General features: G+C 68.6%; 24 protein-coding genes. 14 read left to right on the forward strand and 10 right to left on the reverse strand.

Going from position 1 to position 24,448, the window contains the following annotated elements:
• Positions 1 to 77 precede the first annotated feature (77 nt).
• Both NI2_RS11630 and NI2_RS11635 read left to right on the forward strand, forming a co-directional pair.
• Positions 78 to 1,226, forward strand: coding sequence for a type III polyketide synthase (locus NI2_RS11630; protein ID WP_067490310.1), 1,149 nt, complete (start codon positions 78 to 80; stop codon positions 1,224 to 1,226).
• Positions 1,227 to 1,235: 9 nt separating this feature from the next.
• Positions 1,236 to 3,080 carry an ATP-binding cassette domain-containing protein gene (locus NI2_RS11635; RefSeq protein WP_067489519.1) on the forward strand — a complete coding sequence of 615 codons (1,845 nt, stop codon included), beginning with the start codon at positions 1,236 to 1,238 and terminating at the stop codon, positions 3,078 to 3,080.
• Between the two features lie 50 nt (positions 3,081 to 3,130).
• Here NI2_RS11635 and NI2_RS11640 read toward each other — a convergent pair whose 3' ends face one another.
• Positions 3,131 to 4,012, reverse strand: a complete 882-nt coding sequence (locus tag NI2_RS11640) for a glucosyl-3-phosphoglycerate synthase (protein ID WP_067489523.1) — start codon at positions 4,010 to 4,012, stop codon at positions 3,131 to 3,133.
• Positions 4,013 to 4,188: 176 nt separating this feature from the next.
• Here NI2_RS11640 and NI2_RS11645 point away from each other — a divergent pair, with 176 nt between their 5' ends.
• The 3 genes from NI2_RS11645 (at position 4,189) to NI2_RS11655 (ending at position 7,562) form a co-directional block, all read left to right on the forward strand.
• Positions 4,189 to 5,499, forward strand: coding sequence for a TerD family protein (locus NI2_RS11645; RefSeq protein WP_133734124.1), 1,311 nt, complete (start codon positions 4,189 to 4,191; stop codon positions 5,497 to 5,499).
• A 78-nt stretch (positions 5,500 to 5,577) separates the two neighbouring features.
• Entirely contained in the window at positions 5,578 to 7,269 is a 1,692-nt protein-coding gene (gene ilvD, locus NI2_RS11650) for a dihydroxy-acid dehydratase (RefSeq protein ID WP_067489526.1), read from the forward strand.
• Positions 7,266 to 7,562 (forward strand): MmcQ/YjbR family DNA-binding protein, encoded by a 297-nt coding sequence (locus NI2_RS11655; RefSeq protein WP_067489529.1) that lies wholly within the window; start codon positions 7,266 to 7,268, stop codon positions 7,560 to 7,562. Before ilvD ends, NI2_RS11655 begins: the two co-directional genes overlap by 4 nt.
• A gap of 26 nt (positions 7,563 to 7,588) precedes the next feature.
• On the opposite strand, the gene NI2_RS11660 is transcribed toward NI2_RS11655, so the two are convergent.
• Complete coding sequence (locus tag NI2_RS11660) at positions 7,589 to 8,182, reverse strand: TetR/AcrR family transcriptional regulator (RefSeq protein WP_067489532.1); 594 nt, start codon at positions 8,180 to 8,182, stop codon at positions 7,589 to 7,591.
• Positions 8,183 to 8,366: 184 nt separating this feature from the next.
• Between NI2_RS11660 and NI2_RS34440 the strand changes: the two genes are divergently transcribed.
• From NI2_RS34440 to NI2_RS11670, 3 genes are all read left to right on the forward strand, one after another.
• Entirely contained in the window at positions 8,367 to 8,522 is a 156-nt protein-coding gene (locus NI2_RS34440; RefSeq protein ID WP_166655796.1) for a hypothetical protein, read from the forward strand.
• Positions 8,523 to 8,643: 121 nt separating this feature from the next.
• Positions 8,644 to 9,024, forward strand: a complete 381-nt coding sequence (locus NI2_RS11665) for a DUF4440 domain-containing protein (RefSeq protein ID WP_243750016.1) — start codon at positions 8,644 to 8,646, stop codon at positions 9,022 to 9,024.
• Positions 9,025 to 9,110: 86 nt separating this feature from the next.
• Positions 9,111 to 10,424 (forward strand): Dyp-type peroxidase, encoded by a 1,314-nt coding sequence (locus NI2_RS11670; RefSeq protein WP_067489538.1) that lies wholly within the window; start codon positions 9,111 to 9,113, stop codon positions 10,422 to 10,424.
• A 9-nt stretch (positions 10,425 to 10,433) separates the two neighbouring features.
• Here the strand turns inward: NI2_RS11670 and NI2_RS11675 are convergent, their stop codons facing one another.
• The gene (locus tag NI2_RS11675; protein ID WP_084476364.1) at positions 10,434 to 11,171 is read right to left on the reverse strand and encodes an HD domain-containing protein; all 738 of its coding nucleotides are present in this window, start codon (positions 11,169 to 11,171) and stop codon (positions 10,434 to 10,436) included.
• A gap of 210 nt (positions 11,172 to 11,381) precedes the next feature.
• Here NI2_RS11675 and NI2_RS11680 point away from each other — a divergent pair, with 210 nt between their 5' ends.
• Positions 11,382 to 12,170 carry an SDR family NAD(P)-dependent oxidoreductase gene (locus NI2_RS11680; RefSeq protein ID WP_067490319.1) on the forward strand — a complete coding sequence of 263 codons (789 nt, stop codon included), beginning with the start codon at positions 11,382 to 11,384 and terminating at the stop codon, positions 12,168 to 12,170.
• Here the strand turns inward: NI2_RS11680 and NI2_RS11685 are convergent.
• The 5 genes from NI2_RS11685 to NI2_RS11705 form a co-directional block, all read right to left on the reverse strand.
• Positions 12,146 to 12,538, reverse strand: coding sequence for a hypothetical protein (locus NI2_RS11685; RefSeq protein ID WP_067489541.1), 393 nt, complete (start codon positions 12,536 to 12,538; stop codon positions 12,146 to 12,148). The two genes, NI2_RS11680 and NI2_RS11685, sit on opposite strands and share 25 nt — an antisense overlap.
• Before the next feature lie 214 nt (positions 12,539 to 12,752).
• A complete protein-coding gene (locus NI2_RS11690; RefSeq protein WP_067489544.1) occupies positions 12,753 to 13,643 on the reverse strand; it encodes an RNA polymerase sigma-70 factor in 891 nt (296 codons plus the stop codon).
• A gap of 22 nt (positions 13,644 to 13,665) precedes the next feature.
• On the reverse strand, positions 13,666 to 14,847 hold the full coding sequence (locus NI2_RS11695; RefSeq protein ID WP_067489547.1) for an NAD(P)/FAD-dependent oxidoreductase: 1,182 nt from the start codon (positions 14,845 to 14,847) through the stop codon (positions 13,666 to 13,668).
• An 87-nt stretch (positions 14,848 to 14,934) separates the two neighbouring features.
• Positions 14,935 to 15,873, reverse strand: a complete 939-nt coding sequence (locus tag NI2_RS11700) for a sigma-70 family RNA polymerase sigma factor (protein ID WP_067489550.1) — start codon at positions 15,871 to 15,873, stop codon at positions 14,935 to 14,937.
• Positions 15,874 to 15,883: 10 nt separating this feature from the next.
• On the reverse strand, positions 15,884 to 17,062 hold the full coding sequence (locus NI2_RS11705; protein WP_067489553.1) for an NAD(P)/FAD-dependent oxidoreductase: 1,179 nt from the start codon (positions 17,060 to 17,062) through the stop codon (positions 15,884 to 15,886).
• Positions 17,063 to 17,173: 111 nt separating this feature from the next.
• Here NI2_RS11705 and NI2_RS11710 point away from each other — a divergent pair, with 111 nt between their 5' ends.
• The 5 genes from NI2_RS11710 to NI2_RS11730 all read left to right on the forward strand — a co-directional run bounded on the left by NI2_RS11710 (position 17,174) and on the right by NI2_RS11730 (position 21,836).
• Positions 17,174 to 18,259, forward strand: a complete 1,086-nt coding sequence (locus tag NI2_RS11710; protein WP_067489556.1) for a saccharopine dehydrogenase family protein — start codon at positions 17,174 to 17,176, stop codon at positions 18,257 to 18,259.
• A 60-nt stretch (positions 18,260 to 18,319) separates the two neighbouring features.
• Complete coding sequence (locus NI2_RS11715; protein ID WP_067489558.1) at positions 18,320 to 18,547, forward strand: DUF6480 family protein; 228 nt, start codon at positions 18,320 to 18,322, stop codon at positions 18,545 to 18,547.
• 75 nt (positions 18,548 to 18,622) lie between these two features.
• Complete coding sequence (locus NI2_RS11720; RefSeq protein ID WP_084476365.1) at positions 18,623 to 19,519, forward strand: D-alanyl-D-alanine carboxypeptidase family protein; 897 nt, start codon at positions 18,623 to 18,625, stop codon at positions 19,517 to 19,519.
• A 50-nt stretch (positions 19,520 to 19,569) separates the two neighbouring features.
• Positions 19,570 to 21,114 carry an MFS transporter gene (locus NI2_RS11725; protein WP_243750010.1) on the forward strand — a complete coding sequence of 515 codons (1,545 nt, stop codon included), beginning with the start codon at positions 19,570 to 19,572 and terminating at the stop codon, positions 21,112 to 21,114.
• Between the two features lie 119 nt (positions 21,115 to 21,233).
• Positions 21,234 to 21,836: a hypothetical protein gene (locus NI2_RS11730; RefSeq protein WP_133734123.1), complete on the forward strand. Its 603-nt coding sequence runs from the start codon at positions 21,234 to 21,236 to the stop codon at positions 21,834 to 21,836.
• A gap of 4 nt (positions 21,837 to 21,840) precedes the next feature.
• Here the strand turns inward: NI2_RS11730 and NI2_RS11735 are convergent, their stop codons facing one another.
• Both NI2_RS11735 and NI2_RS11740 read right to left on the reverse strand, forming a co-directional pair.
• The gene (locus NI2_RS11735; protein WP_133734122.1) at positions 21,841 to 23,112 is read right to left on the reverse strand and encodes a tetratricopeptide repeat protein; all 1,272 of its coding nucleotides are present in this window, start codon (positions 23,110 to 23,112) and stop codon (positions 21,841 to 21,843) included.
• A gap of 47 nt (positions 23,113 to 23,159) precedes the next feature.
• Positions 23,160 to 24,344, reverse strand: a complete 1,185-nt coding sequence (locus tag NI2_RS11740; protein WP_067489570.1) for a glycoside hydrolase family 76 protein — start codon at positions 24,342 to 24,344, stop codon at positions 23,160 to 23,162.
• Between the last annotated feature and the right edge of the window lie 104 nt (positions 24,345 to 24,448).

Genomic DNA, 24,448 nt, shown 5'->3' on the forward strand with positions numbered 1-24,448 from the left:
ACGTCTTCTCTGTCTCGAAAGGAATTGTGCCCGTGTCTGTTTCCATTGATGAAGGTGTGCGTCGACCACACGGTCCGCTGAAGACGACCGACGTCGATCGCGGGCACGATCTGCTACCGCCGACGCCGCCCACGACCGTCGGTGTGATCGAGGCCGTGGCGACGGGCTCGCCGCAGCGAGTGGTCGAGCAGGCCGTCAACGCCGGACGCGTGGCGGAACTGTTCTCCGACCCCGTTCAGCGGCAGCGCATTCCACGGATCTACGAGAAGACCAGGATCGACACCCGACATCTGGCGATCGATCCGCTCGATCCCGATTTCCTCGAGTTCAGCAGGCGCCCCGGCACCATCCGGGAGCGGATGAATCTGTTCTTCGAGCACGCCGCACCGCTCGCGGTGGACGTGGCCCGCCGGGCGGTGGCCGGTTTGGCGAACCCGGCCGAGGAGATCGGTCAGCTGATCTTCGTGACCAGCACCGGATTCATCGCCCCGGGCGTGGACGTCGCGGTCGTCAAGGAACTCGGCCTCTCGCCGACGGTCAACCGGATGATCGTGAACTTCATGGGCTGCGCCGCCGCGATGAACGGTATCCGGACCGCCGTGGACTTCGTGCGGGCACATCCGGACAAGAAGTCGATGGTGCTGTGCATCGAATTGAGCTCGGTGAACGCCGTTTTCGACGACGACGTCAACGACGTGATCACCCACAGCCTCTTCGGCGACGGGTGCGGTGCGGTGGTGATCGGCGCCAACCAGGTGCACCAGCCGCTGGCGCCCGGCAGTGTCGTGATCCGCGACAGCTTCAGCCACCTGTTCGACGACGCCGAAGACGGCATCGTGCTCGGAGTGAAGGACGCGGGCATCACCTGCGAGCTCGCGGCCAGCCTGCCCGACTACATCTACCGCGGTGTCGACCCGGTGGTCACGCAGGTGCTGGCGCGCAACGGTCTCGACAAGGCCGATGTCGACCTGTGGGCGATCCACCCCGGTGGTCCGCGCATCATCGAGGAGTCGGCGCGTTCGCTCGGCATCGCGCCGGAGACGGCCGCGCCGAGCTGGGCTGTGCTCGCCGAGCACGGCAACATGCTGAGTGTGTCGCTGATCTTCGTGCTCGAACGCATGATCGGCGAATCCGATTCGGCGGCACCTATTTCCACCGGGGTGGCGTTCTCGTTCGCGCCCGGTGTCACCCTCGAGGGCATCGTGTTCGATGTCATCCGCAGCTGAGAGTCCATCATGCAATTGCTCCGTTTTCTCGCCGCGCTGTCGCCGGCCAGGATCGCGGCCGTGGTGGTCGCGGGCCTGATCTGCGGCGCCGCCAACACCTATCTGGTGACGTTGATCAACGCGGCGGTCTCGCCGAAACCGCCGCCGGACGACCTGATCACCCGGTTCGTGCTGACCGGCCTGGTGATCCTGGTCAGTGGCGTGCTCTCGCAGGTGCTGCTGATCCGGCTGTCGCAGGACGCCATCTACCGGTTGCGCAGCGATCTGAGCTCCGGGATCGTCGCCGCTCCACTGGAACACCTGGAACGGCTCGGTATGCATCGCCTGATGGCGACGCTCACCGAGGACGTGCGTTCGCTGTCGCAGGCGGTCACCGCCATTCCGGCGATCTGCGTCGACGTGGCGACCATCGTGGGTTGCTTCGTGTTCCTGGCAGTGGTGTCGGGGCCGATCTTCGCCGTCACCGTCGCCGGCACCCTCGTCGGGATCGCCTGTGTCGAAATGGTTCTCAAGCGGGTGCGCGGTATCTACCGTGAGGCTCGGGAGAACGAGGACGCGCTGCTGAGCTCCTTCCAGGCCGTCACGCTCGGCATCAAGGAACTCAAACTGCACCGTGGCCGCCGCCGCGACTTCATGGACCGGCATCTGCTCGGTTCGGCGGGCACCCTGCGCGACCAGAACACCGACGCCGGGTCGAAGTTCTCCTACGCACAGGGTTTCGGTCAGGCGTTGCAGCTGGCGACGATGGCGCTGATCCTGTTCGTCCTCGCCGCGGCCCTCGACCTGCCGCGCGAGACGATGTTCGGGTACGTGCTGGTGACCACGTTCCTGGCAATGCCGATGCAGAACTTCATGCACCGCATTCCCGATCTGCTGCGCGGTGACGTGGCGCTGGCCAAGATCCGGGCGATGAACCTGTCGATGACGACGATGCACAACGAGGACGAACTGCCCTACGTCGAGCGTCCGCCGGTGGGACAGGCCAAGCTCGAACTGTCGGACGTGACCTACGTGTACCGCTCCGAGGCGCCGTCGCCGGTGCCACCGCCGCCCGGCACACACCCGGGCGGGATGCCGGCGCATCCGCCGCGTCCCGGTGTTCCGCCGCGCGGGGGCAACGGGCATCCCGGTGGTCCGCACCCGGCGCATCCCGGCGCGCGGCCCTCCGCCGGTCCCGATGTGAACGGCAAGAACTGGGTCGACCACGGCGCCACCGATGTGCGGCCGGTGCCCTTGGGTCCGCCGCCCGAGCTCGACGAGTCCGGTGAGGGCGGGTTCCGGCTCGGGCCGATCGACCTGGTCTTCGAGCCGGGCCAGATCACCTTCATCGTCGGCGGTAACGGCAGCGGGAAGTCGACGCTGGCCAAGATCATCACCGGTCTGTATGTGCCGCGCACGGGGTCGTTGTCGCTCAACGGGGAGAGGATCGACCACGACAACATCGAATGGTTCCGGCAGAACTCGTCGGCGGTGTTCACGGATTTCCATCTGTTCGAGGACTACCTGGGCTTCGACCGGCCGGGGATCGACGCCGAGGTGCGGCGGTATCTCGAGGAGCTGCAGATCGCGCACAAGGTGAGTGTGGAGGGCGGGCGCCTGTCGACCGTCGACCTGTCCCAGGGGCAGCGCAAACGCCTCGCCCTGCTCACCGCGCTGCTCGAGGACCGGCAGATCTATGTGTTCGACGAGTGGGCCGCCGATCAGGAGCCGAGGTTCCGTGAGGTGTTCTACCGGGAGATCCTCAGCGATCTGAAACAGCGCGGGAAAACCGTCATCGTGATCACCCACGACGACCGGTACTTCGACTGCGCCGATCAGCTGGTGAAGCTCGACTTCGGGTTGGTCGCGGCGTAATCGCCGGTGCCTCGGTCGATTCGTCGATCGGGGCACGGGTGTGTCCGGGCTCAGGCGATCTCGCGGTGCGCGGTGACGACCCGTCGCATGGGCGGGCGGTCGACCAGGCTGACCTCCGAAGGTGTTCGGCGCCAACCGGTTTCGCAGGGCAGGAACTGGACCAGACCGATGCCGGAGTCGCGGATGCCGAGGCGGTCGAGCAGGGTGGCGACCACCTGACGGCTCATCACCGCCAGTTCGTGGGTCGGGCGGTTGCGGTGCACACGGACACCGAGATCGACCTGGGCGATAGCGGACAGACCGTGGCGTTGCCAGCAGTCGAGCAGGATCCCGATCTCGGCGCCGTATCCGCCCGCCAGGGGGACATCACCGAGGAAGGCGCGGGTGACGGCGTATTCGCCGCCCAGGGGTTGCACGATCTCGGCCAGCGCGGGTGCCAGCGCGGTGAGCAGCGGCCGCGCGACCAGCTGGGTGACCCGGCCGCCGCCGTCGGCGTCCAGCTGGGCGCCGGTGGTGATGGGCCGCCGGTAGAAGCCCTTCACCAGCGTGATGCCGGGTTCGGTGAGCAGCGGGGTCAGCAGGGCAGGCACGAACAGCGGATCGGGTGCCACGAGGTCGGCGTCGAGGTACACCAGCAGGTCGCCGGTCGCCACCGCGAGCGACCGCCACACCACCTCGCCTTTGCCGGGCCTGGGCGGCACTCCCGGCATCGCCTCTTCGAGGGTGTAGGCGGCGGCGCCCGCCGCCCGCGCCCGGGCGACGGTGCGGTCGGTCGAGCCGGCGTCGAGCACGATCAGTTCGTCGATGAGACCACCGAGCAGTGGTCGCACCGACGCCACGACCCCGGCTACGGTGTCCTCGTCGTCCAGGGCGGGGACAACCACCGAGACCCGGCGACCCGACTTACGGTCGATGAGCTCACGGACGTCCATATCGATCAGTGAACGTCAGCGACCGCGCGCCTGCCAGCGATGCGGCGACATCTTGTGACCGGAGCCAACGGCGAGGTCGGAGTAGCTGGTGAAACGGACAGCGTGGCGCCGCGGACCGGTACGGTTGGACTGTTCGCCGTCGACGGCGACGACCGGCGAGTGGAGGAGCGGACGTCATGAGTGCGACGGTGGTCGAAGTGGCGAAGGGATCGAAGACCGATCTCACCGACGGACGCTACACCGTCCGCCTGGATCTCGACGGTCCCGCGGGCGCGGTCGACGTGTCGGCGGTCCTGGTGACCGCCGACGGGAAGGTGCGCTCCGACGCCGACTTCGTCTTCTTCAACAACCCGTCCGCTCCCGGTGTCCAGCTCGAATCGGATGCTGTTGTCTCCGTCGACCTTTCGGCGATTCCGGCCGAGATCCACCGGGTGGTCATCGCGGGAAGTACCGAGGCACAGGGCATCCGGTTCGGTGAGGTGACGGGGCTACGGGTGTCGGTGACCGGCAGCGGGCAGGCGCTGAGCTTCACGCCCGCCGGACTCGATTCCGAGACCGTCCTGCAGGCGGTCGCACTGTACCGCCGGGGGAGTGGGTGGCGGCTGGACGCGATCGGCCAGGGTTACAGCGCGGGTCTCGCGGCCTTCGCGACCGAGCACGGAATCACGGTCGACGAGGAGGTCGTGGAGGATTCCGCGCCTGCGCTCCCCTCACCGCAACCCGTTGCGGTGCAGCAGAACCCGACCATCGATCTGCGCAAGGTCGACGTGGTGCTCACCAAGGATTCGCCGGACAAGCGGGCCACCATCGATCTTCGCAAGGGCGGTGCGGGCCATGTTCTCACCGTCGGTCTCGAATGGGACGGTCGCGGCGCGAAATACGACAGCAACGGCAAGCCGACCGAATTCGGCACCGGCGACCTGGACGTGTACTTCTTCTGCCGCAACGAACTCACCGGCGACTATGTCGTGGTCAGCGGTGAGAAGGGGCACCAGGGCGATCTGAACGTCTGGCCGCACATCCACCACCAGGGCGACAGCCGTGGCCCCGGGGCCGGTGGCCTGCCCGCCACCGAACAGGTGGTCGTCCGGCCTACCGAGAACGGTGACCTGCTGCTCAACGTGTACCAGTCCGTCGACAACGGTGCGGGTGCCATCGATACCTTCGGCCGCCCGCGAGTCCGGGTGCGCTACGGCCGTCCCGGGCCCGACGGACTGCCCGGTCCGGACGCGGATCAGATCACCGTAGTCATCGGCAACGGCAAGAACTCCTTCTGGGCGACCGTCGCCCACATCGACGTCCGCGACGGCATCCTCACCGTCGACGGAACCACCAGGTACAGCCGGGCTTTCAGCGAACGCATGCCTGTCCTCGACACCGAGGGCACCTGGGTTCGCGCAGCCAAGAACGGCCCGGTCGGCCGCAGCAAATCCAGCAACGGCCTGGGCCTCAGCCGCTACGAAGGTCAGTGCCCCGCACCGCGCTGAGCTGTCCGGTGGTTCCGCCGGAGGCTTCCACGCAGGCGGGCCGTCGGCGTTTTCGCTGGTGAGTCGTAGGCTTGGGCCATGGCATCCGACACCGAATCATCGTTCGATATCAAGCCCCGCTCGCGCGATGTCACCGACGGGCTCGAGAAGACGGCCGCACGCGGCATGCTCCGCGCGGTCGGCATGGGGGACGAGGACTGGGTGAAGCCCCAGATCGGGGTGGCGTCGAGCTGGAACGAGATCACCCCGTGCAACCTGTCGCTCGACCGGCTGGCCGACGCCGTGAAGGAAGGCGTGCACGCGGGCGGCGGGTACCCGCTCGAGTTCGGGACCATCTCGGTGTCCGACGGTATCTCGATGGGCCACGAGGGCATGCACTTCTCGCTGGTCAGCCGTGAGATCATCGCGGACTCCGTCGAGACGGTCATGATGGCCGAACGCCTCGACGGGTCGGTGCTGCTCGCCGGGTGCGACAAGAGCCTGCCCGGCATGCTGATGGCGGCCGCCCGACTCGACCTGGCCAGCGTGTTCCTCTACGCGGGATCGACGCTGCCGGGCAATCTCGACGGCAAGGACGTCACCATCATCGACGCCTTCGAAGCCGTCGGCGCCTGCATCAAGGGACTCATCAGCCGCGAAGAGGTCGACCGCATCGAGCGCGCGATCTGCCCGGGCGAAGGCGCGTGCGGCGGCATGTACACCGCCAACACGATGGCCTCGGCGGCCGAAGCGCTCGGCATGAGCCTGCCGGGGTCGGCGGCGCCGCCCGCCCCTGACCGCCGCCGCGACGTCTTCGCGCACCGGTCCGGGGAGGCTGTCGTCGAGTTGCTGCGCAAGGGGATCACCGCGCGCGACATCATGACCATGCCTGCCTTCGAGAACGCCATCACCGTGGTCATGGCGCTCGGCGGGTCTACCAACGCGGTGCTGCACCTGCTGGCGATCGCGCGCGAGGCCGGGGTGGACCTCACCCTCGCCGACTTCAACCGTGTCGGTGACAAGGTGCCGCATCTGGCCGACCTGAAGCCGTTCGGCCGCTACGTGATGACCGATGTGGACCGGGTCGGCGGTATCCCCGTCGTGATGAAGGCGCTGCTCGACGCGGGTCTGCTGCACGGTGATGTCATGACCGTCACCGGCAAGACCATGGCCGAGAACCTCGCCGACATCGAGCTCGGTCTCGACGGCGACGTCATCCGGCCGCTCGACCGGCCCATCCACCGATCGGGCGGGCTCACCATCCTGCACGGCACGCTGGCCCCCGAAGGGGCGGTGGTGAAGAGCGCGGGCTTCGACTCCGATGTGTTCGCCGGGACGGCACGGGTGTTCGACGGGGAACGTGCCGCGATGGACGCGCTGGAGAACGGCAGCATCGTGGCCGGTGATGTGGTGGTCATCCGCAACGAAGGGCCCAAGGGCGGCCCGGGTATGCGCGAGATGCTCGCCATCACCGGGGCGATCAAGGGCGCGGGCCTCGGCAAGGACGTCCTGCTGCTCACCGACGGCCGATTCTCCGGTGGCACAACGGGTTTGTGCGTCGGCCACGTCGCGCCGGAGGCGGTCGACGGCGGTCCGATCGCGTTCGTCCGCGACGGCGACCCGATCGTCCTCGATGTCGCCAACCGGCGCCTCGACGTGGAAATCGACCCGGCCGACCTCGCCGCCCGCAAGGGCGGCTGGGAACCCGCTGCTCCCAAGTACACCTCCGGTGTCCTCGCCAAGTACCGCAAGCTGGTCAGCTCGGCGGCACATGGAGCCGTCACGGGATGACGCCGGACGAGGTTCGCCTGCTGGCGCTGGGATTCGAGGGCGCGACCGAACGAGACCACCACGGTCGGCCCTCGTTTCGCAGGCGAACAATTTTCGCGACCTTGCCCGACGACGAACACCTGCGTGTGATGCTCCCCGAGGAAGGCATTCGTGAGGCGGTCGCGGAATCACCCGCCTGGTGCGCCGAGTCGTGGTGGGGCAGAAAGCTCGCCGCGGTGCAGGTGACCCTGGCGGACGCCGCACCCGAACTCGTCGCCGAAATGCTGGGTGACGCGTGGGACGCGCACGGCTGATTCTGCGATCAGCTGATCGAGAGGTTTCAGTGCGCGCCGACGATGCGCAACGCCATGTTCGCGTAGCCCTCGGCGATGTCTTCGGGGCTCCAGTCGCCGCCGTCGCGGTACCAGCGGGCGATGTCGATGCCCAGTGAGAGCAGGGCGACCGCGGCCATGCGCGTGTCGGGCACGTCGAACGCGCCGGTGGCGACTCCGCGTTCGACGAGGTCGCGGATCTCCTGGTCGATCTGGCGTCGCAGACCCCGGATCTCCGCGTAGTGCTCGGGGGTGAGCGCGGACAGTTCGTAGTTCACGATCCGGGCCCTGGTGTGGCCGCGCACATGGTGTGCCGCGAAGTCGTGGACCACGGTGCGCAGGGCAAGCGTCGGGTCCTCGGTCGACCGGATTGCGGCGCGGACCAGCTCGAGTGACTGCTCGTGCCCCGCGCGCGAGATCACGTACAGCAGTTCCTCTTTCGACTTGTGATGCACATACACCGCCGCCGGGCTCATACCGGCGGCCGACGCGATATCGCGCGTGGTCGTACCGTTGAAGCCTTTTTCGGCGAACGCGTCGATGGCTGCCTCTAGGAGGCGTGCACGGGTGGCGTCGCCTCGGGGCTCGATGGTCTCGGTCATTTCCGCGCCATTATCTCGTCTCGGAGGATCGCGGCCGGTGCCGGGCCATGTGACGTGGCCGACACCTTTCGGCCTGTCGTCAGGGTCGGCGTCCGAGTCGCCGAGAGTATGGCCTGGGCTCCGGTGCCCGACCGTTTTCCCATCCTCGCACCGGGTAGGCGGTGTACGAGGAAAGGAGGACCCCATGCATGAGCCGAAGGAACCGTCCGGTGACCGCTACGACCCCACCCAGGACCCGGATGCCGACCCGGACATGATCCAGCCACCCGACCGCCTCACCCCGCAGCCCAGTCAGGCGGAAGGAGAGGACGACGAGTCACCGTCCGAACGCGGTGGATAAGCTGTCGGCCAACAGTATTCGCCCTCAGGATCGCGAGTGGACAGGGGACTGTGATCGGCCGCCCCTCCGCTCTACCTCGATTCGTGTGTGAATCATCGCGGCGAAAGGCGAAGAGTTGAGCGTGGACCTCGAGGGTGCGATACGGGCGCTACACGATGACCTGGCCGCCTGGCTCGGGACCGAGGCGCCGGACTCGGTTTTCGACCGTTTCGCGGCGGCGCAGGATGCTTCGTTCTCCATGGTGACCACCACCGGACAGATCCTGTACCGCGACGAATTGCTGGCCGGGCTGCGAGCGGCGCGTAACGCCCAGCCGGGGTTGCGCATCACCATCAGCGAGATCGAAGTGCTGTCAGCGGACGATGCCATGACGGTCGTGCGTTTCCTCGAATCGCACGACCACGCCGGTGTGGTCTCCCGGCGTCGCGTGCTCGCGGTTCTACGCCCGGAGCCCGACGCGGTGCGCTGGTGGACCCTTCAGGAAACCGACGTACCCGACTGACCCGGCCAGAGGCACAGCCCTCGGGCTCACGTGAGCACACCTTCATGTAGGTTGAAGCTGTCGACTTGCTGAGCTACTCTGCGGGCATGCGAAAAACTACTACAGAGCGTAGTAATATCGGTGCGACCACGGGTTTCTCGCGGCGAGCCCTGATCGGTGGGGCCGTCACGGTGGCCGGTGCGGCGACGGCGGGCGCGGTGATCGGGCGGGGTGCCGCGCCGGATTCCGTCGGTGCGGCGATCGAGCCCTTCCATGGCGAACACCAGGCGGGGATCGCGACGAGTCCGCAATCGCACGCACTGTTCCTTGCCTGCGATGTGGCGCGTCCGGACCGGGGCGCGCTGCGTGAACTGCTGACCGAATGGACCGCGGTCTCGGCCGCACTCACGGCGGGTCGACCGATGCCCGAACCGCCACGCGCCCAACCGGATACGACCGCGGAAACCGATTTCGCGACCGGACTCGAGCCTGCCCGCCTGACGATGACCTTCGGTCTCGGCGCCGCCGTGTTCGACGAGCGGTTCGGCCTCGCCGACCGCCGTCCTCGCCACCTCGGCGCGCTACCGGCCTTCGACGGCGACGCCCTGAACCCCGCCTGGTGTGGTGGTGATCTGCTGGTGCAGATCTGCGCCGACGACTCCCAGCTGGTCAGCCACGCTTTTCGTGCCTTGCGAGCGCGCATGCCCGGCCTGGCCCGGATGCGCTGGACTCAGCACGGCTTCCTCGGACTCCCCGGCGACGGCGGTACCCCGCGCAATGCTTTCGGCTTCAAAGACGGCACCGCTAATCCGCGAACCGGCACAACCGATTTCGATACGACGGTGTGGGTCGACTCGCCCGCCGAACCCGGCTGGTTCCATGGCGGTACGTACTTGGTCTTCCGCAAGATCCGGATGAAAACCGCAGAGTGGGACCAACTTCCGGTCGCCCAGCAGAACCAGATCATCGGTCGGCGGCGTGGTGACGGTGCCCCGCTCGGTGGCGCATCGGAATTCGACACCGTCGACCTGGCCGCGCGGGACGAACGCGGTGACCTCGCGATCGCGGACAACGCGCATGTGCGGTTGGTGCACGGCATCCCGATGCTGCGTCGCGGCTACAACTACGACTACGGATTGCTGGTCGCCAACGCCGGCGGCTCGCCTGATCCGACACCTGCCCAACCACATTCGCACGCACCGGATACGCCCGAACACAGTCACGGCGGCCACGGCCAACTCGATGTCGGACTGCTGTTCGCTGCCTATCAGAACAACCCGCCGGAGCAATTCGTGAAGGCACAGCGGGCCATGGCGACCGACCGGCTCAACCCGCTCGTCCAGCACACCGGCAGTGGATTCTTCGCCATGCCGCCGGGTGCGGCACCGGGGGAGTCCGTCGCCGCGGCCCTGCTCGCTTGAGCGCTCGGGTCAGTCCTGCCAACCGCTCGAGTTCATGAGGTCGTCCCAGTTCGGCAACGGAACCTGCGGATGATGCAGGCGCACGAGCTCGGCCCCCAGGCTGGCCGGAAACGCCTTCCTGGGGTCCGCGAGGATCTGCTGCTCCATGATGGCGGTGATCGCGGGGGTTCCGCCGAGCCGCGGGTAGGCGGCATGGACGACGTCGGCGTAGCCGCGCGGCAGATCACCCGGCCCGCCACCGATATCGATGCCGATGCCCGTAACCGCGATCCAGATCTCGGCCGGCCTGCGCCTGCGGAAGACCGGTGAGTCGCTGAAACCCGAAGTGTGCGCGGCGATCGCGTCCCACACTGTCTCGACCCGGCTGTCGGTGATGCCGTGGCGCTCGAGGAACTCGGCCGCGAAATCCGCGCCGTCGACCTCGAATCGTTGGTTTCCGTTGGCGATCTCGCCCAGCCCGATGTCGTGCAGCGCGCAGATCAGGTATATGGTCTCGTCGTCGTAGTCGACGCCGGCCCGCAGGCCGTTCGTCGCGGCGACGGCACGGGCGAACAGATACCCACGCAAGCTGTGATTGCGCACCGGCGCCGCCACGGCGGTGTCGATCAGCTCACGCGCTGCCTGAGCGACGGGTGTGGTCGGGAAGACCAGCGCGTCGGGCCGGGCCGATGCGATCGCGTGCGACGCGGCGAGGGCCGCTCCGGTCAACGCGGCGGCGCCGAGGGCGCTACGACGAGTGATGTCCATGAGTACTCCGATCCTGATAACCTTCAATGCAATTGAAGGTTATCAGGATTCCTTCAATTAGGCTGAAGGAGTGGCTGTCTGGTTCCGCCATGACGAGCGTGAAGGAGATGGTGCGCCGCCGGACCGGCCTGCGCGCTGAGCCGGCGATAGGGTGCACACAGCGTTCGTTCTTGTCGGAGTCCGGTAGGACCGTTGTGAGGAGTGATGCGCGTGCGGATCGATCTGACCGGGAAGACGGCGTTGGTCACCGGCTCCACCCAGGGCATCGGGGCGGCCATCGCACAGGGGCTCGCCGACGCGGGCGCGCGGGTGGTGGTGAACGGACGCTCGGCCGATCGGGTGGACGCGGCGGTCGACGCCATACGCGGCACCGGTGGGGACGCGGTCGGTGTGGCGGCCGATGTGACCACCGACGAGGGCGTCGCCCGATTGCTGCGCGAATTGCCCGGTGTAGACGTTCTCGTGAACAATCTCGGCATCTTCGAGGCGGTGCCCGCGCGGGAGATCACCGACGCGCAATGGCGGTCGTTCTTCGAGGTGAACGTGCTGTCGGCCGTGCGGCTCATCCGGGCGTACCTGCCCGGCATGATCGAGCGCGGGTGGGGTCGCGCCCTGCAGATCGCCAGCGATTCCGCCGTGGTCACTCCCGCCGAGATGATCCACTACGGTGTGTCCAAGACGGCGCTGCTCGCTGTGACCCGTGGCTTCGCCAAAGACGCCGCGGGGACCGGGGTCACGGTGAATTCGGTGATCGCCGGACCCACGCACACCTGTGGCGTCGAGGAATTCGTGTACCAGCTGGTCGACCGGTCGTTGCCGTGGGAGCAGGCGCAGCGGGAGTTCATGCGCGTGCATCGCCCGCAGTCGCTGATCCAGCGGCTGATCGAACCGTCGGAAATCGCGAACATGGTCGTCTACCTGAGTTCGCCGCTGGCGTCGGCTACCACCGGCGGAGCCCTGCGCGTCGACGGTGGCTACGTCGACTCGATCCTGCCGTAACGCCCCTGCCAGGCGGCGAGCCAGCCGATTTCCATGGCCGCGTCGAGGAGGTAGGTCTTGCGGATCGTGCCCTTCGGGACATAGATCAGGTCGATCGCCAGCAACCAGCCCGCGGTGGTGAGACCGAGCCTGCGTGCGCTCGCCAGGCCCGCGGGTGTGCGCGCTGCCGTCAGCTGCACGAGGCCGTTGCCCGCGAGCAGTCCGGCGACGGTGAACTGCAACCAGCGGTCGTACTTCGAGCCGAAGATCGCCTCGAAGCTGCGCCTGCTGACGAGCGGCCATAAGCCGCCCACGACATTGAAAGCGCCGTGCGCGCGGGCCAGGGTCGCGGCCTGATTCGGCCGGGTCGGACGGTCGTCGATGGACATCGCACTCCTCACCGAGAAGGGCTTGACGTGAGTCGCTTACCCCGGCCGAGCGCACGAAAACACCTGGTGACGACACAAACAGGCGGGCCGGCGCCAGGGAGTGGGTGGTGCGGGTAGTGCGGTGCCGGCCCGCCTGCACACTATTCGTGCGTGGGGGAGTCGTGGATGGGTGCAGCCTCCCGCACCACCCGGCGCGGCGACGCGAACGGGCATCTCATCGCAGGGTGAGTGGGGTCGCCGCGTCGATGTGCGTCAGCTTCTGCGGATTGCGGACGTAGTAGATGCCCGTGATCCGGTGGTCCTCGACGCGGACGGCGAGCACACCGTCGCGCTCGCCGTCGATGGACACCGCCAGCGCGGGCCCACCGTTGACCAGCGTCGGCTCGACGACGAGGTCGACAGCGTGTTTGGTGAGGCCGCCGACGATGAAACGCGACACCTTGTCGGCGCCGACGACCGGGCGCGGGTTGGCCTGCTTGATTCCGCCCCCGTCGCTGACGGCAACCACGTCCGGTGCGAGGACATCGAGCAATCCCTGCAGGTCACGGGTCTCCAGCGCCCGCTGGAACGCTTCGATCGTGGCCTCGACCTGCTGTGCGCTCACCGTGCGCCGCGGCCTGCGTTCCTCCACGTGCCGACGGGCGCGACTGGCGATCTGATGCACGGCGGCGGGCGACTTGTCGACCGCCGCCGCGATCTCGGCGTAGCTGATGCCGAACGCCTCGTGCAGCACGAACACCGCGCGTTCGGTCGGGGTCAGCGTCTCGAGCACCAGCATCAATCCCATCGACACGCTGTCGGCGAGTTCGACATCGGCGGCGACGTCCGGTGCGGTGAGCAGCGGTTCCGGCAGCCACGAACCGACATAGGACTCCCGTCGCCGCTTGAGCGAGCGCAACCGATTCAGCGCTTGGCGGGTGGTGATGCGCACCAGATACGCGCGCCGGTCCGCCACCTCGTCCAGGTCGGCCTTCACCCACCGCAGCCAGGTCTCCTGCAGCACGTCCTCGGCGTCGGCCGCCGAGCCGAGCATCTCGTAGGCCACCGTGAACAGCAGATTGCGATGCCGCACAAAGGTTTCCGTCGCGTCGACGGGAGTGGTCATCGTCGATTCTCCTGTCCGTGGCTCAGGCTGTGGTGATCGCGGCGCGGCGGTCGCGCAACACCTGCGGGCGGTGTTTGCCGTCCTTCGGCCAGGAGTGCGAACCGGGCTTGTCCGCCTCGGTGACCAGATGCTTCACGCTGGCCGCGCACGAGAACTCCTTGAGCGCGCGACCGGCCGGGCCGGTGAAGTAGAGGCCCATCGCGGTGTCGTCCTTGCGGCCGAGCTGGAAGATTCCCGTTCGGCGGCCGAAGCTGATGCACATCGCCTGGAAAGCCAGATCGATCGAGGTGGGTTCGGTCCCGTCGATGCGATGCGCGATGGTGTCGGCGGCGTGCGCGCCGAGGCAACCGGCCACATAGGCGCTCATCCGGAACGGCAGGTCCGAGGGTGCCGACGAGTCACCGGCCGCGACGATCCGGTCGTCGTCGACGCTGGTCAGGGTCTCGTCGGTCAGCAGCCGCCCGGCGGTATCGGTGCGCAGGCCACTGTGTGCCGCCAGTCGCGGTATGCCGAAACCCGCTGCCCAGATGGTGATCTCGCTGGGCAGGGTGGTTCCGGTCGCCAGGCGCACCGACGTCTTCGTCACCTCGGTGACGACCGATTCGGGACCTTCGAGTAGCCCGACGCCCAGTTTCGTCAGGTACTTGCGGGCGGTTCGTCGAGCTCGCGGGTGCAGGTACGGGCCCAGCGTGCCGCCGCAGACGAGGGTGACCGAACGTCCCTGTTCGGCGAGTTCGGTCGCGGTCTCGATCCCGGTGGGGCCGCCGCCGACCACGGTCACCGGCGCCGACATCGCCCGGTCGAACAGGATCGACCGCAACCGCTGCGCCGCCTCCAAGGTGGCGACCGGATAGGCGAGTTCGGCCGCACCGGGCACCTGTGGTTCGGGGGTGCCGCTACCGAGGGCATAGACGAGGTAGTCGAAGTCGAGGTCCGCGCCGTCGGCGAGAGCGACGCGGCGGGCAGCCGCATCGATCCCGGTGACGCTGTCGACGACCAGCGAGACACCCTCGGCCAGTACGTCGCGGTAATCCACGATCGCGTCGTGAGTTCCGCCGACCAGCTGATGCAGGCGCAGCCGGGGCACGAAGACGGGGCGCGGATTGATCACGGTGATTCGCACGTCCTGGCGTGCGCTGAGCCGATTGGCCGCCATCACCCCGGCGTATCCGCCGCCGATCACGACCACGTGGTTGGTGTTCATGGTGTCTCCTTCGCTCCGAGGGGTTCGAGCACAAGACACCGCGCGGGCGAGAATCCTGACACGATGTGACTCAGATCACCAGCGGGTCTACCAGGCTTCGATGAGCGGGCTGTCGTGGTCGGTGCGCTGCCACCGCTGGGCGAAACGGGCCAACCGGGCCGGGTTGGCGATGGCGCGCAGACCCGCGATCCGGTCGTCGCGTACCTCCATGATCGCGACGCTGAGGACCCGGTCGTCGAGCGTGAACACGAGGGCCGGGCAGCCATTGACCAGGGCGGCGTGGAAATCGGGTAGGCGACCGTCGAGGTGCCGTCTGATCGTGTCGGGCCGGAAGCCCGCCCGCATGGCGATCGCCAGCCGGGACGGGCCGATGAAACGAACGAGCTTGCGTGCGGTGCCGCCCAAACCGTCGGAAGCGCCGGTGGCGTCGGCGGTGAGCAGGGCGACGAGCTGTTCGGTCCGTCCCGACGACGCGGCCGCGACGAACGCCTCCACGATGCGTCGCGCCGCCGCGTGATCGGTGCCGGTTCCGTTGCGGGCGGCGGTGATCCGGCGCTTGGCGCGATGCGCGTGCTGCTGACTGGCCGATTCGCTGATGCCGAGAATGTCGGCGATCTCGGCATGGCTGTAGGAGAACGCTTCGCGCAGAACATAAACCGCGCGTTCCACCGGGGTGAGCTGTTCGAGCAGCATGAGCACCGCCAGCGTCACCGACTCCCGTTGTTCGGCGGTGTCGGCGGGCCCGAGCATGGGGTCGCCGTCGAGCAGCGGCTCGGGCATCCACGCACCCACCGCCCGCTCTCGACGCACCTTCGCCGAGCGCAGACGGTCAAGAGCCAGGTTGGTGACGATCTTGGTGAGCCAGGCCTCGGGCACCTCGACGTGGTCGCGATCCGCGGCCTGCCACCGCAGAAAAGCGTCCTGCACCGTGTCCTCGGCATCGGCGGCCGACCCGAGCAGGCGGTACGCGAGCGAGGCCAACCGGTTGCGGTTGGCCTCGAAACGCGCGACGGTCGCGGTGTCCATGAGCACGACTCTAGGCGGCGAGAACCCCGCGCGACGGTGCGCCCGCGGCCGCACGGTAGTGGTGGTCGAGCTTGCCGAACGTCGGGTGGCTGATCGCCCAGCCGCTGGTCCCCACGATGGCCGACTTCACCCAGGCGGCCGGCCTGCCACACAGCGCGCCCGGCTTGGCGCGGGCATCACCGTCGACGAACTGGAAGATCGCGTCCTTACGTCCGAGGCTCACGTGGTTGCCGACGTAGCTCAGCGAGGTGCGCTTGATCGCGCGTCCGGTGAGTTCGCCGATGATCGTCGCCGTGGCCTGCTGCCCGGTGAACCCGGCCGACGCGCACGACATCGGCAGCGGACGACCGTTCCCGCCGACGACGAACCCGCTGTCGCCCGCGACGAACACATCCGGATGCGAAACCGACCGCAGCTCGCGATCCGCGGTGATCTGCCCGTTGGGCTCCACCGCCAGTCCACTGGCGGCCGCGATCGGGTGGACCGCGAATCCGGCCGCCCACACCGTCGCGTCGGAGACGAAGGCGGTGCCGTCCGCCGCGAACACCGCGCTCTGTTCGACTCGCTCGACCGTGGTGTGTTCGTGCACGGCGATGCCGAGCCGATCGAAGGCTCGCAGCAGATGCCTGCGCGCTTTCGGCCCGAGCCAACCGCCCACCTCGCCGCTGGTGGCGAGGGTGACCCGCAGGCCGGGACGGGCCTCGGCGATCTCCGTCGCGGCCTCGATCGCGGTGAGGTTTCCGCCGACGACCAGCACGTCGCCGTGCCTGCCCAAGTCGTCGAGGCGGGCACGTAGCCGCAGCGCCGAAGGTCGTCCGGCCACGTTGTAGGCGTGTTCGGCGACGCCGGGGACACCGTGGTCGGCGATGGTGCTGCCGAGCGTGTAGAGCAGGGTGTCGTAGCCCAGGTGGTCGCCTTCGTCGAGGGTGACCCGACGCCGGTCGACGTCGAGGGCGGTCACCCTGGCCACCCGCAACCGGATGCCGGTGCCGGCGAAGACCTCGGCCAGCGGGCGATGCGGCAGATCGTGCCCGGCGGCGAGCTGATGCAGCCGCAACCGCTCCACGAAGTCCGGTTCGGCATTGACGACGGTGATCTCGAAGTCGTCGCCGTGCAGCTGGCGGGCGAGGAAACCGGCGCTGAAGGCCCCGGCGTATCCGGCCCCGAGAACAACGATGCGGTGCTTCATGATTCGCTCCTGTCTGGTTCGCGTACACCCTGAACGAGACAGCTTCCGGATTCCTGACAGCGCGATCGAGTGAACTGGACCACACGCTGATCGAGCGCATAGTGTTCCCGTATGTCACACCTGGACGGCGAGCCGACTGTGCTCATCTACGGCGCCTACGGATACACCGGTGAACTCGTTGTCGCCGAAGCACTTTCGCGCGGATTGCGGCCGGTGATCTCGGGTCGCTCGGCCGAGCGGGTCGGTGAAGTCGCCGCCCGGCACGGCCTGACGGCGCGCCCGTTCGACCTCGCCGACACCGGCAATGCCGCCGCGCAACTCGCCGACGTCGACACCGTGCTGCACTGCGCCGGACCCTTCGTCCACACCTACGAGCCGATGCTCGCGGCCTGCCTGGCCAGCGGAACCAACTACCTCGACGTCACCGGCGAGACGCAGGTGTTCGCCGCGATCTATGCCCGCCACGACGACGCGGTGCGTGCCGGGATCACCGTGATCCCCGGCGTCGGGTTCGACATCGTCCCGACCGATCATCTCGTCGCCCGCCTGGTCGGTGCGGTATCCGACGCGGTCGGCGCCGACGTGGCGATGATCAGCCGTGGTGGATTCAGCCGGGGCACGTTGCGCACGGCGGTCGACGGCATCGCCCGCGGCAACCTCGTGCGTTCCGGCGGTGAACTGGTCGCGGTGCCGCACGCGCACCGCGCCCTGACGATCGACGTGGGCCGAGGTCGTCCCGTCGGTGTCGCCAGTACGCCCCTGGGCGACGTGTGCAGCGCGGGCTACGGCTACGGGCTCACCGAGGTGGCCACTTTCACCGCCGTGCCGTTGTCGCCGGTGGTGCGGGCATTGAGCACGCCGCTGCGGTTCGTCACCGCCAGCGGGGCCGGTCGTGCCGTCACCGACCTGGTGATCGACCGGATTCCGGTTCCCGATCAGACGACCCGCGACGCCACCCGCAGCACCGGTTGGGCCCGCGTCTACCGCGCCGACGGCAGCGGCCTTTCGCTCGCCGTCGACGTATCCAACACCTACGCCTTCACCGCGCGTTCGATGGTGCATGCGGCGATCACCCTGCACGCCCGGCCCGCGCCACCCGGCGCGCACACCCCCGCGAACGCGCTCGGCGCCGACTTCCTGCTCTCGATCCCCGGTGGGGACATCAGCTGGCCCTTCCCGGAGCCACGTCCCGCCTGAGCGGCGATTGAGGACGCCGACCCAGGGTAAGCGCGCCGTGTCAGGAAGGCAGGTGACCCCATGACCTCGATGGATCCCGACCCGCGCAATACCCCCGACCTCGAGCCGGGTGGGGGCGTATCGCCCGGCTCCACCCCGCCGGAATCGCCGCAGACGTCCGGTTTGTCGGCGCCGGAACCGAGCACCCGCCACCACTTCCCGCTCACGGGGATAGGCGCCGTGGTCTTCACACTGGTGCTCGTCGCCGTGTTCGCGGCCGTGATCGTCGGGGTGATCGCCGCGATGTAGACACCGCGACGCGCGGAAATCCCGCAGGTCGCGGGATTTGTGCGCCAGACTGTGCGCATGCCGACATTTGCCAGGGTGTTGCACACAGTTGTGGCCGGGGCGCTGGTCGTCGCGGCTGGTCACGGCGTCGCGGGCGCCGCACCGTCCGGGAGCGCCGAGGCGCCGTGGGCGGGCGGGCCCGAGGGCGTGCAGGCCGCGGGAGCGGCGCTCGCCGATGGATTCACCGGCACGGTGCTGTGGGGGCGTGAGGCGAACACACCGGTCCCGATCGCGAGTATCGCGAAGGTGATGACCGCCGTGGTCGCGATCAGCACCGGTGACCTCGAACGACCGGTCACCGTGCCGGCCGAGGCGGGCGCCTACTGCGCCCAGCACAACGGCAGCACCGCCGGACTCACCGCGGGTGAGGTGCTCACCGCCCGCCAGCTCCTCTACGCGCTGCTGCTGCCCTCGGGTTGCGACGCCGCCTACGCCATCGCCGAGTCCTTCGGCCCCGGCCAGGCCGGTTTCATCGGCCGCATGAACGACGCCGCCCGTCTGATGGGCTTGGGCGCCACTCAGTTCACCGATCCCAGCGGCTTGCCCAACCCGACGGACAATTCCACGCACTCCACCCCGGCCGCGCTCGTCGCGCTCGGCGTGCGCGCGATGGCACTGCCCGCGTTCCGTGAGATCGTCGCCGCACGTGACCACCACGTCTCCGCCGACCACGACAATCGTGAACACCATTGGGAGACAACGAACAAACTGCTGCACGAATACCCCGGCGCCATCGGCCTGAAGACCGGCAACACCAACGCGGCCGGGCACTGCCTGCTGTTCGAGACAGTGCGTGCGGGCATCCCGCTGATCGGGGTCGTGCTGCACAGTTCCGACACCAGCAGCGCGGTGGCGCGCGAAGACGCCACCCGAATCCTGAACTGGGCCTACGACCCCGTTCTGAGCGTGTTGGAGCCCATCGGCGTGCGCTGAGAGCCCAGCGAGGGTCGGCGCGGTCGCGCGATCGCCAGTAACCTTTGCCCGTGATCACGTTGGGCAAAGGCGCCGCTCGGCCGAAGACGGCATTGGCCGCGGTCGTCGCGGTGGTGTTCGTAACCTTCCTCGATACGACGGTGGTGAGTGTCGCGCTCGGCGCGATCCGAACCGAACTCGGCACCGATGTGACACTGCTGCAGTGGGTGGTCAACTCCTACACGGTGGTCTTCGCCGGGCTGATGCTCGCCGGCGGATCGCTCGGTGACCGGTTCGGGCGCAAGAAGGTGATGATCGCCGGTTTGGTGATCTTCTGTGCTGGATCGGTGGTTTCGGCGATGGCGAGCACCGTCGGGATGCTCATCGCCGGGCGGGCCATCATGGGGCTCGGTGCGGCGGCCTCGGAGCCCGGGACCCTGTCGGTGCTGCGCCACGCCTTCCCCGACGACCGGGCCCGCGCGAAGGCGATCGGTGTGTGGGCCGCGGTATCGGGTCTTGCCTTGGCGGCCGGGCCGGTGCTCGGCGGTGTGCTCGTGCACGCGTACGGGTGGCGGTCGATCTTCTGGTTCAACCTGGTGATCGGCGCGGTGGCGCTTGTCGCGGCGCTGTGGTCGGTACCGGAGAGTTCCGACCCAAGCCCCGAACCCATCGACTGGGCGGGTGCCGTGCTCGGTGCCACCGCCTTCGGAGCGGTGATCTACGCCGCGACCGTCGGTCAGGACCGTGGGTACACATCACCGTCGGTGCTGGGTTTCTTCGCGCTCGGTGCCGTGGCGCTGGTGGCGTTCGTCTTCGTCGAAACCCGTGCTCGCGCACCGATGCTCGACCTGAAGTACCTGCGGATGCCCGTGGTGCGCAGTGCGCTCGTCGTCGCGTTCGCCGTGTACTTCGGGATCTTCTCGATCTTCTTCTTCACCGCGATGTATCTGCAGGTGACGCAGTCGTATTCGGCCGCGCGCACGGCCGCGATCTTCGCGCCGATGGCCGGGACGATCGTGATCGGGTCGCTGGCCGCGGGGTACTGGGTGTCGCGCCGGGGAGCCCGCGTGCCGATGATCCTCGGCTGCGTGGTCGGGGCCGCGGGCATCCTGCTCACCCGTCAGGCGATGAGCGGAACACTGCACGATCCGACGATCGCGGCGGCAATGGCGGTGGCGGGCATCGGGTTCGGGATCGCCGTGGTTCCGTTGACGTCGGCCGTGATGACGGGCGTGCCACCGCAGCACTCGGGAATGGCTGCGGCCGTGACGAATACGATGCGCCAGGTCGGATCCGCGTTCGGGGTGGCGATCCTCGGCGCGGTCGTGAGCTCGTTCCTGTCCGCGGACCTCAAAGCCAAGATGACCGAGCTGGGCGTGCCGACCACCCTGCAGCCCGATGCCGTGCAGGCCGTGGAACGCGGCCGCCTGCCCGAGGGCGCCAACCCGTTCAAGTACCTGCCCTACATCAGGGATGTCATGGACGCGGGCAAGGTGGCCTTCCACCAAGGCCTCGACGCGGCCCTGCTGGCCTCGGCGATCCTCATCCTCGCCGCCGCGGCCTTCACCGCCGTCGACGAACGACCCCGCAAACGACAGCCCGCCGAGGTCGGCTGAGGCACACCGTGGCGGCAGGCCCGGTTCGTTTCGTCGTACCGTGCGGTGAGTGGGCCGCCGCCACCGGATCTCTACGTTCTCCCCACGAATTCCGCCGCTCGCCCGGATAGGTTTCCGGTGTGCGCGAGTCGAAACGGGTGTGGGTGTGGCCAGGGGTGGGTGTCGGCGTCATGGTCGCGGCGGTGGTGGTGAGCCTGCATTCTGGGTGGGTTGTGACGGCGCTGTGGATTCTGGCGTTGCCGTTGCTCGCCGCGTTCTGGTTGGCGGTGGTGGTTGTCGCGGTGACCGCTGTGTGGCGCACGGCGAGGGGTGGACGGCGATGGCCGCAGGTCGTCACCGGTCTCACGGCGGTCGTGAGTATCGGTGTGCCGGTGATGTTCTACCTCTGGCCGCAAGCGCGGGTGTGCACGCGGTTTCAGCTCGAGCGTCCCGCATTCGACGCGGCGGTGGCCAGGGATCTGAGTGTGCGTGACTACTACGGGACCGACCTGCCCACGCATCTGTGCTGGGTGTCGGCCAATTGCAAGGTGGCCGTGGTGCTGACCGTCGACGACCACACGGCGCGTTTTGTGCCCGATCATGTCGGGATTCCCGACGGCGCAATCGGTTACGCGCATCTGGACGGTGAACCGCCCGCCGAGCCGTTCGAGGTGTTCGGGGATCAGCTGTGTCCGAGCATCGAATTGGGCGACGGGTGGTGGTGGCTGGACCAGTGCGGATAGCGGTTCAGCCGAAGTAGGAACTGCGCACGGGGCCGGGGGAGCGGACGGGGGTGCGGGGGCCGAGGAGCCAGGTGTCGGCGGTGGTGGCGACGAAGGTGGTGAAGGTGGGGTCGAGGTCGGGTGGGGTTTCGCCGTCTCCGGAGTCGGGGGTGGGGTCGGCGGCCGCGATTTCGGCGGCGATCTCCGACTCGGGGCGGTCGTCGGCGGGGACCGGTTCGAGGCCGTTCTCGCCGACCCGCTGGGTGGGTGCCCAGGGCGCGATGACGGTCTGGTGGAGCAGGCCGCTGATGTCGGCTGTGACCGGCGGAGGCTGGGTCCAGCAGGTGGCGTGTTCGAACAGGATCTGACCGGGGGCGCGCTCGTGCAGGGTGACGATGAGGTCGGGGTCGACGGTGCGCAGGTCGTAGGCGACGACGAGGGTGTCGGGGGTGCCGGGCTCGTACTCCTGGGTGGGGAGATCGAGGACGCGGGCCGTGGCGAGACCGATGATGCGGTCCGCCCGATCGGGGAGCAGCGACACGGTCCCTGGCGCACGGCCGGCCGCCGACAGCGCGAGAGCCACGCGGTGGATGCTGTAGCGGCACAGGGCGGCGTTGTCGCCCAGATAGGCCCAGCGCCCGGTCATTCCGGCGTCGAAGCCGTACGGCGACATCGTCGCCAGGTAGCCGCCGGTCAGGGTGAACTGCCAGCCGCGCAGATCCCGATGGTCCAGGGCGCTCACGGCGGCCGCACGATCGGCGCGAATCAGCATGCGGCTCACCCGATCACGGGCGAACACCCAGTCGTCGTCGGGTTCGGGCAGGTCGGCGAACTCGGCGCGGGCAGTCGCCGGATCACCCGCCAGGATCGAGTTGTACACCAGCAGATAGTGTTCCGCCCATTCGCGTTGGTTAGAGGCGTACCGCCCCAACACCTCGACGGCTTCGGCATGACGGTGTTCGTCTTCCAGTGCGGCGACCAGCTCCGCGAGTGCCTGGCGCACAGTGGAATCCACCCGCAACGCTTCGTGCAGAACCGGCACCGCGGCGAACGACAGACCGTACTCCACGCAGTCGTAGCCGAGCATCGTGAGCGCGCGTGCATCCGTGGCGTCGGGGAGTGCCGCCCGCGCGCTGGTCGCCAGCGGCTCCAGCTCGGCGGCGTCGGCCAGCTCGATCAGGAAGGTCACGAGTTCGGGGAGCGGAAGCTGCTCGGCGACCGGCCGCAGCGAACGCACGGACCCGCCGAGATCCCCCTGGGCGAGCAACGCGCGAGCTTCGTTCAATTCGATTGTCATCGCCACCATCCTGGGTGAGAAGCGGGTCGGCGGCAACTGAGGAATTCTCAGAACCCGGCAGCTGTCAACCGGCAATCCGCTTCCAGCAGCATCCATGCGCTCAACTGGATCGAGAGGTCCTGGGGCGGTTCGGCCGCCGAGTCGCCGAGCCGGCTCAGCGCGGCAGGCAGCGCGACGGGCCGGGACCAGTCCGCTCCGAACAGCGGCAGCCCGTCGACTTCGGCGCGATGCGCCCACGCCGCCCGTGCGGACGCTTGCACGATCCCCGCCGCGGTCGTATCACCGAGCGCCAGTGCGGTTTCGGTGAGATAGCGCGCGAGAATTCCCATGAACAATCCGGAGTCGTCATCGGTGGCACCGCTGATCACGCCGTTGTCGGTGAGGAGTTCGGCGACGGCGCGCACCAACTCCCGTGCTCGCTCGCGATACACGGGTTCGCCTGTGCGCAAGAACAATTCGGTATCGAGGCCGATCGCGACACCCTGGCAGTAGGTGTGCACCGTGCGGTCCATCGAGCCGCCCGGCTCGTGCACACCGTCGAGAACCAGCCCGCTGGCGGCATCACGCAGCCGGGTGTGCAGGAACTCCGCGAGCCGCACGGCGCGGGGAAGATCACCGAGCCGGGCCAGGGCGATACCTGTCGGCCCGATCGCGGGTGTGTTGTAGAAGTCGTCGCCGGAGCGCCACGGCACCGCGCCGAGCACCGGATTCCAGCCGTCGACCACCGCGGAGCGCAGGTCGGCGAGCGCGTCGTCGAACCGCACGTCGAGCAATCGTCGCGCGCGTTCGAGCGCGATCAGCAACCACGCCATGTCGTCGTAGTACCGGTTCGTCCACCCGGTGACATTGCGGGTCCGGATGCCGCGGGCCAGCGCGACCACCCGGTCGACCCGCTCGGGCGTGCGGGCGCGATGGGCGGCGTCGACCGCACAATCGACCAGGTGGGCCTGCCACCAATAGCACCAGCGCCCGAACGACTGATCGGTGAGCGACGCGGGCCAGACCAGCGTGCCGAGCTGTCGCTGCGGCAGTCCCCACAGCGACCGCACATGCCGCGTGACGATCGCCCGCTCGGCCAGATCCGCCCGCCGTCCGCACTCCCCGGGCACCGCCGCGGCGCCGCGCGTGATCGCCGCCGTCCTGGTCGGCTGGGCCAGGGCAGTGAGCGCTACCGCCGCGCCCGCACCCCACAGCACCCGGCGTCGGCTGATCCCGCCGCCATGCCGTTCCACTCGACTCCCTTGCTGGACATCATCTCCGGGCCCGGCACCGTATCGCCGCTGTCCGGCGTCGGCATGGCGCCCAGCTGAACCGCGCAGGTAGCGCACGAATCGAT

The sequence above is a fragment of the Nocardia ignorata NBRC 108230 genome, assembly GCF_001612905.1.
In the GTDB taxonomy this organism is placed as follows: Bacteria; Actinomycetota; Actinomycetes; order Mycobacteriales; family Mycobacteriaceae; genus Nocardia; species Nocardia ignorata.